Origin of the sequence: Planococcus chinensis (genome assembly GCF_020071995.1) — a bacterium.
Classification (GTDB): Bacteria; Bacillota; Bacilli; order Bacillales_A; family Planococcaceae; genus Planococcus; species Planococcus chinensis_A.
The window spans coordinates 86,865-96,402 of sequence record NZ_JABWTK010000011.1; the positions used below are offsets into that span (position 1 = coordinate 86,865).

The following is a 9,538-nucleotide window of genomic DNA, read 5'->3' on the forward strand; positions in this document are numbered from 1 at the left end:
AGAATGGGGAGAATAAGATGAAAAAATGGTTATTTCCAATGAGTGTGTTGCTGGCAACATCAACTGCACTGTCCGGCTGCTACGGCGGCGGAGGAGAAGAAGCTTCATCAGGCGGAGAAGGGGGAGACACGTCAAGCATCAAACAGGAAATCGTAGTCAATGCCATGTCAGAACCTCCGGCAATTGACCCGGCAATCGCCACTGATACGACATCCGGATGGGTATTAGACCATATTTTTGAAGGCTTGTACACACGCGATAAAGACGGCAACCCGGTTCTCGGGGCAGCTGAAGATGTGCAAGTTTCAGAAGATGGAAAAACCTACACCTTCAAATTGCGTGAAGACGCGAAGTGGTCAGATGGGTCGGCAGTTACAGCGAGCGACTTTGAATATGCATGGGAACGCGTCTTGAACCCGGAAACAGGAAGCCCATTCGCTTTCTATATGTACTACATTAAAGGCGCCGAAGAATACAATAAAGGAAATGGCACAGTTGAAGACGTAGGAATCACAGCAGTTGATGAGACGACGTTTGAAGTTGAATTAAATGCACCGCTTGGATACTTTGACAGCCTTTTGACGCTTTGGACATTCTACCCGGTTCAGCAAAAAGCGGTTGAAGCTGATAAAAACTGGGCAGCAGAAGCGGATACTTACGTAAGTAACGGACCATTTGAAATGACGGAATGGCAGCATGACAGCAATGTCGTCATCGAAAAAAATGATGATTATTATGCGAAAGACGAAGTGAAAATGGAAAAAGTGACATTTGAATTGGTCAACGAAGCAACGACTTATTATCAAATGTTCAAAACAGGCGAATTGGATCTAGTGATGACGTTGCCGACAGACGTTATTGAGTCTGAGAAAGAAAACGCGGAGTATAAGGAAGTTCCTTACTACGGAACCTATATGTACATGTTCAATGTTGAAAAAGAGCCGTTTACAAATGCAAAAGTCCGCCGTGCTTTCGCTATGGCAGTTGACCGTCAATCGTTGACGGATAATGTAACAAAAGCTGGAGAGACGCCTGCATATGCAATGGTTCCTGGAGGCGCAGAAACACCGGCAGGCGATTTCCGTGAAGTCGGCGGAGATTATTTCGAAGAAAACGCTGAAGAAGCGAAAAAATTGTTGGCAGAAGGTATGGCTGAAGAAGGCTGGGATGTTCTTCCTGAAGTCACTTTAATGTACAACACTGCCGAAAACCACAAGAAAATCGCAGAAGCAGTACAGGAAATGATCACGAACAACCTTGGTGTCAATGTGAAATTGGCTAACCAGGAATGGGGTACTTACTTGGATACAACGAAACAAGGAAACTTCCAAATGGCTCGCATGGGCTGGATCGGTATCTTCCTTGATCCTGTAGTTAACTTGGATTACTACTTGGGCGATAGCCCGAACAACCGCACTGGATGGGTCAATGAAGAATTCGATTCGATCATGGCTGCATCTAAAGTAGAGCAAGATCCAGACAAACGTTATGAGATGCTGCACCAGGCAGAAGAAATCTTAATGACGGATATGCCGTTCATGCCGATCAACTTCTATAAGAATACTTACTTGGTGAGCCAGGATTACGAAAACATCGCATACTATGTAAACCGTTATCCGTACTTGAAGTGGGCAGAAAAAACAAAATAACTAATTGATTCCTGATGGGAATAATAATTAAAGCGATAAAGTCCCGTCTCCGAATATCTGCTAAATTAGCGGTCAAACGAAAAGCCGGGACTTTATCGATTTTTATGAGGTGAGAAAATGAAAAGATTTATGGCATTGACCAGTTGTATGGCTGTTCTATGGATTGCTTACAAATGGCTGTTGGACCTGCCGCTTTTGGATTGGATCAATACGGCGTTTCTGGTTGGGTTATGTGCAGCTATTTTAACGGCAAGCATTAAAATTTGGCAAACCCGGTTCCTGGATTTGTTCATGAGTGGATTTAAAAAAATGGGACCGTTTTTTATGCCGATGGCAAAATCGCGGTCACTTGAGAGAGCCGATCAACTTTTTGCCGAAGACGAAGGCTTAAAGCAATTCAAACAAACCACTGCTGGTTGGATGCTTCTTTTCATGTCGAGCGCATCGGCAGCCTCTATTTGTATATCAATGATTGGACTACTCGTTTTTTATTGAAATGAGTAGTTTTTTTCATCATTAAACCAAAAGCGAAGGGGAATAAGGATGACGACTTCTACCGACCAAACTTTACTTACTTATTTGAACGTAACCGGAGCAACTCAGCCTAGTGTCATTCCAAATCAGCAGGCGTTTACCTTTTTATCAAAAAAAACCGGTATTCCGCAAGTGTGGCAATGGAGAGGCGGACAGATTGAGCAAGTGACGGATCTTCCAGATCGTGTTTTGTCTGTGTATCATGCACCGTCCGGCAACAGAACAGTGATTGGGATGGACCGGAAAGGAAACGAGAAACAGCAGTTTTATTTACTGGAAGAGAAGCAAACAGAAGAGCTTGTTATTTCCGAAGAGCATTTTCATCATTTCGGCGGCTGGTCACCGGATGAAACGAAAATTGCGTTTTCATCCAATCGCAGACATCCGGGTTATTTTGACGTATATGTACTGGATATAGCGTCGAAAACGGAACAAGTTGTTTTTCAAATGGATGGCAATTGCACGCCGATCTGCTGGACAAAAGACGGCAGCCAATTAGTGCTGAATATGCCTGATACCAACATTGACCAATCGTTTTATGTGTTGGATTTGAACACCGCCAAACTGAGCAAAATTGGCACTGAACATGCATTGGCAAGAACTCAATCCTTGCAGCTCAGAAAAGATGGACAAGGCGGCTTTTATGTTTCGGACAAAGGGCGAGATGCTCTGGCTATCCATCAATTTAATTTTCAGGACCTGGTTGAATCAGAAGAATTGCTGGCAATAGGAAATTGGGATATTGAAGAAATCAAACTTTCACCCGGTGGTTCCCAACTGGCGTTTACGGTGAACGAAGGCGGACTTTCTAAACTGGGTGTATATGACGTGAACAATAGAACACATCATTTAATAGAAGAAATCCCGAATGGCGTATTTGATTCGCTTTCCTGGATTTCTGAAAAAGAACTTGTATTAGGCGTTAAAAGCCCGATTTTTCCGGGGGATATCTGGAAAGTGTCTTTGGATAGTGGCACTTCAGAGCGTCTGACATTTGTTGGTGAAGAAAAAGAAGTCCAGCATCTTTGGGTGCAGCCGGAGCTTTGTACGTTCGCTTCATTTGATGGTCTGAAAGTTCCTTATTTCCTGTACGGCAAGCAAGAGCATTCACAGCCGGTGGTCATTTACGTGCACGGCGGTCCGGAACACCAAATCCGTGCAGAATTCAATCCGGTCATTCAATACTTGGCGGCCAACGGTTTTGCGGTAGTGGCTCCGAACGTCCGGGGCAGTATGGGATATGGCCGGAATTATGTGAAATTGGATGATGTCCGCAAACGCATGGATTCTGTTGCCGATCTAAAAGAATTGGCGAATGATCTAGTGGAAAATCATGGAGTGGACAGAAGTCGAATTGGAATCATGGGCCGGAGCTATGGAGGGTTTATGGTGTTGGCTGCTTTAACGCATTACCCGAATGTTTGGGCTGCTGGAGTTGATATTGTTGGGATCTCTCACTTCAAGTCGTTTTTAGAAAACACCGGTTCCTGGCGCCGCGCTTTGCGTGAATTTGAATACGGCTCATTAAAAGACGATACGGACTTTTTCGAAGAAATTGCCCCGCTGAATCATACAGCCAAAATCACCGCCCCGCTTCTTGTCTTCCACGGAAGAAACGATACGCGTGTACCGGTGAGCGAAGCCGAACAATTGACAGCTGACTTGCAGAAGCAAGGAAAACCGGTGGAACTTGTCATTTTTGAAGACGAAGGGCATCAAACTGAGAAAATAGAAAATCACATCAAGATGAACTCAATGATTGTGGAATTTATGCAAAAACATTTATAAAAGAACCCCCTTTCTGCAGAATTTCCAAGCAGGAAGGGGGTTTTAGGTTATTCCCGAAGAACAATTTGGCCATGGCCCATTCTGACGGATTGTCCGCCAATTTTCACATCACTGATTTGGCTGCCATTTTTGGTGATGGTGACGTCGATATAGCTGGGCCGATTGATTTCAAATCCCTGCTCATTGCGGATCATGTACTTGCCGTCTTTCGAAGGAGGAATAACCCCGTGCTCCACTAAGTAAGCGCCAAGTGGTCCGCCTGCCGCACCGGTTGCCGGGTCTTCCGGAATGCCCATTGCCGGGGCAAACATGCGGCTGTGGACGGTGGATTGCTTTTCCTCAGTTTGCATAGTGAAGGCGAAAATATGCTGCGTATACGGATTTTTGCTGAATTGCCGCTCCCAAATATCTACGCGGAAATTGATGTCTTGCATAGCCGCTAATGTGCGGACGGGGATGAAAAGAAAAGGGACACCTGATGAAACGGATTGAATGGGAAAACGCTGGTCCAAATCTTTCGGAGACAGCGACAGCAAATCGGCAACCAAGCCGGGCTTTTGGAAAAAGCTGCCGAAAACCGGAAGCGGCTGCGTCATTTCAACTTTGGATATGGCCGTTCCTTCTTTATAGACAGTCACTGGAATTTCGCCGACTTGTTCTTCCAAAATCCAGTGGTTTTGTCCGGATTCAGTTGGAATCAGGCCTTTATCCGCCAGGACGAAAGAAGCTCCGACTGTGGGGTGTCCGGCCATCGGCAACTCCATTTTAGGAGTGAAAATCCGAAGGCTTTTTTGATTGCCCGGATTTTTGGGTGGGCGGATGAACACCGTTTCGGAAAGATTCAGTTCACCGGCAATTTTTTGCATCGTTTCGGTCGGTAATTCGATTTCATCGTGGAACACCGCCAGTTGATTGCCGCCAAAAGGGCTATTGGTAAACACATCGATCAATTCATAGTTTAAGCTTGTCATAGCTTGCCTCCATTCTTTAACTTTTGATTTTATTTCAGCAGCCCATCCCATTCCGCCAGCACTTCGCCAATTTTCCGGTCATGAATCACTTCGTCGGCGTATTGGTCGAGCGGTGTTTCTTCCTGGTTGACAATGACGAGCCGTGCGCCGTTTTCTTTAGCGATAAGTGGAAATTGGTTGGCCGGGGTGACGGTGAGCGAAGAACCAAGGACAATGAACAATTCGGCGCGGGCAGCTTCTTCAAATGCCCAATTAAATGCTTCTTCCGGCAGCATTTCCCCGAACAGCACCACTGAAGGGCGCAAGAGGCCGCCGCAGGCTGTGCACTCATAAGTTCCATTTGCAAATTCCGCGCTGCTGTAGACGGTGCCGCAGGAATTGCAATGGACCGTCTGCAGCGTGCCATGCAGTTCGGCGACCCGGCTGCTGCCCGCTTGTTGATGGAAGCCGTCTACATTTTGGGTGATGATCGCTTGAAGCAGTCCCCGTTCTTCCCATTCTGCGAGCAGCCGATGCCCGCGGTGTGGATGGTATTCATTTACGCCAATCACCCGTTTGCGGTAGAATTCGATAAATCCTTCGACATTGTTATTCAAAGCTGAAACGCTGGCCACTTGGCTGGGGTCTTTTTGCTGCCAAAGCCCTTGGTTGGCCGAGCGGAAATCGGGCAAACCGCTTTCTGTGGACATGCCCGCTCCGGTGAACACTACAGTATGTTTAGAAGAAATAAGCCATTCGCTAATCATCGGACACCTTCCTTAAAAGAAAATTCTGTTAACTTCAGTATATCGAATCCGAAGCGGAATTGTTATTATTATGAATGCTTGAAAATAAGCGGTATTGAAGGGATTCCTGTGCCATGCAGCGAATAAAAAAAGAAAGGCGTTTCCGGAAGGAAAAGAGAGGTGGGAAGACTTCCATGAAGTATTCAAATCTAGGGAAATCGGGTCTGCGTATTTCCAATCTGAGTCTTGGAACAATGGCATTCGGTAGGTGGATTGATGAAGCCGCTTCCGCGGAAATCCTGGACCGTTCCATTGATGCGGGCATTAACTTGATTGATACAGCCAACTTTTACGGCAAAGGGCAGGATGAAGCGTTCAAATACGGGACAGGCGAGTCGGAGGAGATTATTGGCCGGCATTTAAAAGGCAAAAGGGATAAAATTGTGCTGGCGACCAAAGTGGGATTGCCGGTCGGACAATATGTCAATGATGCGGGATTATCCAAGTTCCATATCCATCGGGAAGTGGAAAAGTCGCTGAAGCGCCTCAATACGGACTATATTGATTTGTACCAAGTTCACCGTTTTGACAGGCGCACTCCGCTTGAAGAAACTCTTTCCGCTTTGACGGAGCTCGTCAAGCAAGGGAAAGTCCGCTACATCGGCTGTTCAAATTATGCCGCGTGGCAAATGGCAAAAGCGAACGGACTTAGTGCGTTTCATCGCCTTGAACATTTTATCAGTTCCCAGTCCCAATATAATTTGCTGTCCCGGGAATTGGAACAGGAAGTGATTCCGTTCTGCCAATCCGAGAAAATGGGACTGCTGGTTTATAGCCCGATGGCCCGCGGCATGTTGTCAGGAAAATACAGCTCTAAAGCAGATTTGCCGGAAGACAGCCGGGCGGCTAAAGGGGAGCAATTGATCCAATCGTATTTTACCGATCAAAACTTTGAGAGAGTGTCGAAGTACCGGCAAATGGCTGAAGAGCAGAAAGTGAACCTTTCTCAGTTTTCATTGGCTTGGATTTTAAACCAGCCTGAGGTCACTTCGGCGATTATCGGCGCCAGCAAACCGCAGCATGTAACAGAAGCCGTGGCAATCAGCGACTGGAAATGGCCGGAGGAATTAATGGGAGCTGTTAAAGCATTGTAATAAGATAAATTCAGCAAATAAGAAAAGAGGAAGAAAATGAACAAGGTATTAGGCGTAGATATTGGGGGAACAAAGATCAGGATGGCCATCGTTGGCGAAGAAGGCGAACTGAGCTTTGACGAAACGGTTCCGACTAAAACACCGCTGTATCCTTATCTTGAAAAGCAAGTCATGCGCATTCTCGCGCTTCATCGTGACGTGGACGCCATCGGCATCGGCACACATGGATTTGTTGATCCGGTTAAAGGGAAAGTGATTTATGCAACGGACATTTTGCCAGGCTGGACAGGGACCGATTTGAAAGAACAATTGGAACGCGCGACAGGAAAGCGGGTTGAAGTGGACAACGATGCGAATTGCGCGGCTTTGGCTGAAGCTAAAATAGGGGCAGCTAAAGGCAAAAATCGTGTTGTCTGCTTAACGCTTGGAACCGGCCTCGGCGGCGGGATTATTTGGGACGGCAAGCTGTTGAGCGGGGGGCCGCACGGAGGCGCTGCTGAAATCGGGCATATGATTTTGCAGCCAAATGGCGTATTGTGTCCTTGCGGACGCCGGGGATGTTATGAACAATATGTTTCCGGGACTGCATTGAATCGGCGCATCCAGGAAGCCGGCCTTGCCATCGATTCACGGGAGCTTTTTGAAGTAGCTGCGAGCGACCCGAAAGCCCGGCAATTGGTCCAGGAATATACAGCAGACCTGGCACAAGGCATCAGTTCGCTGCAAGCTATCTTTGATATGGACATGGTCGTAATTGGCGGCGGTGTTTCAGAATCAGCTGCGCTTTGGTGGGATCCGTTCATGCAGCAGCTTGAGCCGCTGCTCTTAAATCCCCTGTCTGTAAAAGTCGCCGAATTCGGCAACGAAGCTGGGGTCCTTGGAGCTGCATTATTGATAGATGGTGAGTAAATTGTAGATGGCACTGGTACTTGTCCTAAAGAAGTGAGGAGGGTCGGCCATGAAGAAAAAGTGGTGGAAAGAAGCGGTCGTCTATCAGATCTATCCACGCAGTTTCAAAGACTCCAATGGCGATGGCATCGGAGATTTGAACGGCGTTATGGAAAAGCTGGATTATTTGGTCGAATTGGGAATCGACGTCATCTGGATTTGTCCAATGTACAAATCACCGAATATAGACAATGGCTACGATATCAGCGACTTTCAGGACATTATGGAAGAGATGGGAACGCTGGATGATTTCGACCGCTTGTTGGACGGGGTGCATAAACGGGGAATGAAGCTGATCCTGGATTTGGTGCTGAACCATACAAGCGATGAACATCCCTGGTTCATTGAATCCCGCTCTTCACTGGATAACCCCAAGCGGGACTGGTATGTCTGGCGGGAAGAGCCGACCAATTGGGAAAGCATATTCAGCGGCCCCGCTTGGACGTTTGATGAAACGACCCGGCAATATTACCTTCATCTTTATGCAGAAAAGCAGCCCGACGTGAATTGGGAAAACCCTGATTTACGGCGAGCGCTATATGACATGACCAATTGGTGGCTCGATAAAGGCGTGGATGGTTTCCGTCTGGACGCTATCAGCCATATCAAAAAAGACTATTCCAATATGCCGAATCCTAAAGGGCGGGGCTATGTGCCAGCTTGGGAAAAAATGACCGATGTCGAAGGAATTCTCGATTTTCTGAAAGAACTTCGGGAGGAAACATTCGCAAGATATGATGTAATGACGGTAGGCGAAGCGAATGGCGTGACCACAGACGAAATCGATGAATGGATCGGTGAAAAACACGGCGTTATGGACATGCTGTTCCAATTCGAAACCTGGTATCTGCGGAAGCCCGACGAGCCGTGCGGCGTCAATGTTGATGCCCTCAAAGGCGTTTTAACCCGCTGGCAGGAAGCGGCTCAAGGAATCAGCTGGAATGCTTTGTACGTGGAAAACCACGACCGGTCGCGCATCGTTTCGACATGGGGGGATGATAAGGTTTATTGGCGTGAAAGCGCAACGGCCGTCGGCTTTATGTATTTTTTCATGCAAGGCACCCCTTTCATTTATCAGGGACAGGAAATCGGCATGACCAATGCGCCGTTTGAAGATATTGTTTTGTATCATGACGTCAAGACCTTGAATTTTTACCGTTATAAGAAAGCGGAAGGGATGGCGCACGAAGCCATTATGAAAATGATTAAAATGAACAGCCGCGACCATTCACGCACACCGATGCAGTGGCAGGGTGAAGGTTATGGAGGCTTTTCGACTTCAAAGCCGTGGCTGGATTTAAATCCGAATTATACGTGGTTGAACGTGGAAGCGCAGCGGCAAAATCCTTTCTCGGTATTCAATTTATATAAACAAATGATCGCTCTTCGAAAAGAGAAAGAAGTGCTCGTTTACGGCACCTATAAATTATTCAAGACTTGGTATGCTTGCGTCTATGCTTATACCCGGGAAGACGAAAAAGAGAAAGTGCTTATTCTATCAAATTTAAAAGACGAACTTTGCGCCTGGTCGCCGCCGGAAGGGGCCGTGCTGCTGCTTTGTAATTATGGAGCGGAAGATCCTTACAGTTTGCGGCCGTATGAAGCCCGGGTTTATCAATTAAAAAAGTAAAAAAACCTTTCCGAATAGACTGACATAGCGATTTGAGACACATATAAAACACCTTTATTAGGCTGCTTGCGCCCCAAATTCCTTGGGTGCCAGGTAGCCTAATTTTTCGAGAATCCGGTCTTCGTTGTAGTAGCGCATA

The 9,538-nt window shown here is 46.8% G+C and carries 8 protein-coding genes; 6 read left to right on the forward strand and 2 right to left on the reverse strand.

The features are described from left to right. Positions 1 to 17 precede the first annotated feature (17 nt). From HU147_RS16135 to HU147_RS16145, 3 genes are all read left to right on the forward strand, one after another. A complete protein-coding gene (locus HU147_RS16135; RefSeq protein ID WP_224077178.1) occupies positions 18 to 1,649 on the forward strand; it encodes a peptide ABC transporter substrate-binding protein in 1,632 nt (543 codons plus the stop codon). Positions 1,650 to 1,766: 117 nt separating this feature from the next. Next, positions 1,767 to 2,144, forward strand: a complete 378-nt coding sequence (locus tag HU147_RS16140; RefSeq protein ID WP_224077179.1) for a DUF3899 domain-containing protein — start codon at positions 1,767 to 1,769, stop codon at positions 2,142 to 2,144. Positions 2,145 to 2,192: 48 nt separating this feature from the next. After that, positions 2,193 to 3,971: a S9 family peptidase gene (locus tag HU147_RS16145; protein ID WP_224077180.1), complete on the forward strand. Its 1,779-nt coding sequence runs from the start codon at positions 2,193 to 2,195 to the stop codon at positions 3,969 to 3,971. 47 nt (positions 3,972 to 4,018) lie between these two features. On the opposite strand, the gene HU147_RS16150 is transcribed toward HU147_RS16145, so the two are convergent. Together HU147_RS16150 and HU147_RS16155 are read right to left on the reverse strand one after the other, a co-directional pair. Next, complete coding sequence (locus HU147_RS16150; protein ID WP_224077181.1) at positions 4,019 to 4,942, reverse strand: PhzF family phenazine biosynthesis protein; 924 nt, start codon at positions 4,940 to 4,942, stop codon at positions 4,019 to 4,021. A 29-nt stretch (positions 4,943 to 4,971) separates the two neighbouring features. Continuing rightward, positions 4,972 to 5,688: an NAD-dependent deacylase gene (locus HU147_RS16155; protein WP_224077182.1), complete on the reverse strand. Its 717-nt coding sequence runs from the start codon at positions 5,686 to 5,688 to the stop codon at positions 4,972 to 4,974. Between the two features lie 173 nt (positions 5,689 to 5,861). Between HU147_RS16155 and HU147_RS16160 the strand changes: the two genes are divergently transcribed. From HU147_RS16160 to HU147_RS16170, 3 genes are read left to right on the forward strand one after another with little or no spacing between them, the layout of a single operon-like run. Further along, complete coding sequence (locus HU147_RS16160) at positions 5,862 to 6,821, forward strand: aldo/keto reductase (RefSeq protein ID WP_224077183.1); 960 nt, start codon at positions 5,862 to 5,864, stop codon at positions 6,819 to 6,821. Positions 6,822 to 6,857: 36 nt separating this feature from the next. After that, entirely contained in the window at positions 6,858 to 7,730 is an 873-nt protein-coding gene (locus tag HU147_RS16165) for an ROK family protein (RefSeq protein ID WP_224077184.1), read from the forward strand. Between the two features lie 49 nt (positions 7,731 to 7,779). Further along, positions 7,780 to 9,399 carry a glycoside hydrolase family 13 protein gene (locus tag HU147_RS16170; protein ID WP_224077185.1) on the forward strand — a complete coding sequence of 540 codons (1,620 nt, stop codon included), beginning with the start codon at positions 7,780 to 7,782 and terminating at the stop codon, positions 9,397 to 9,399. The last annotated feature ends 139 nt before the right edge of the window (positions 9,400 to 9,538 follow it).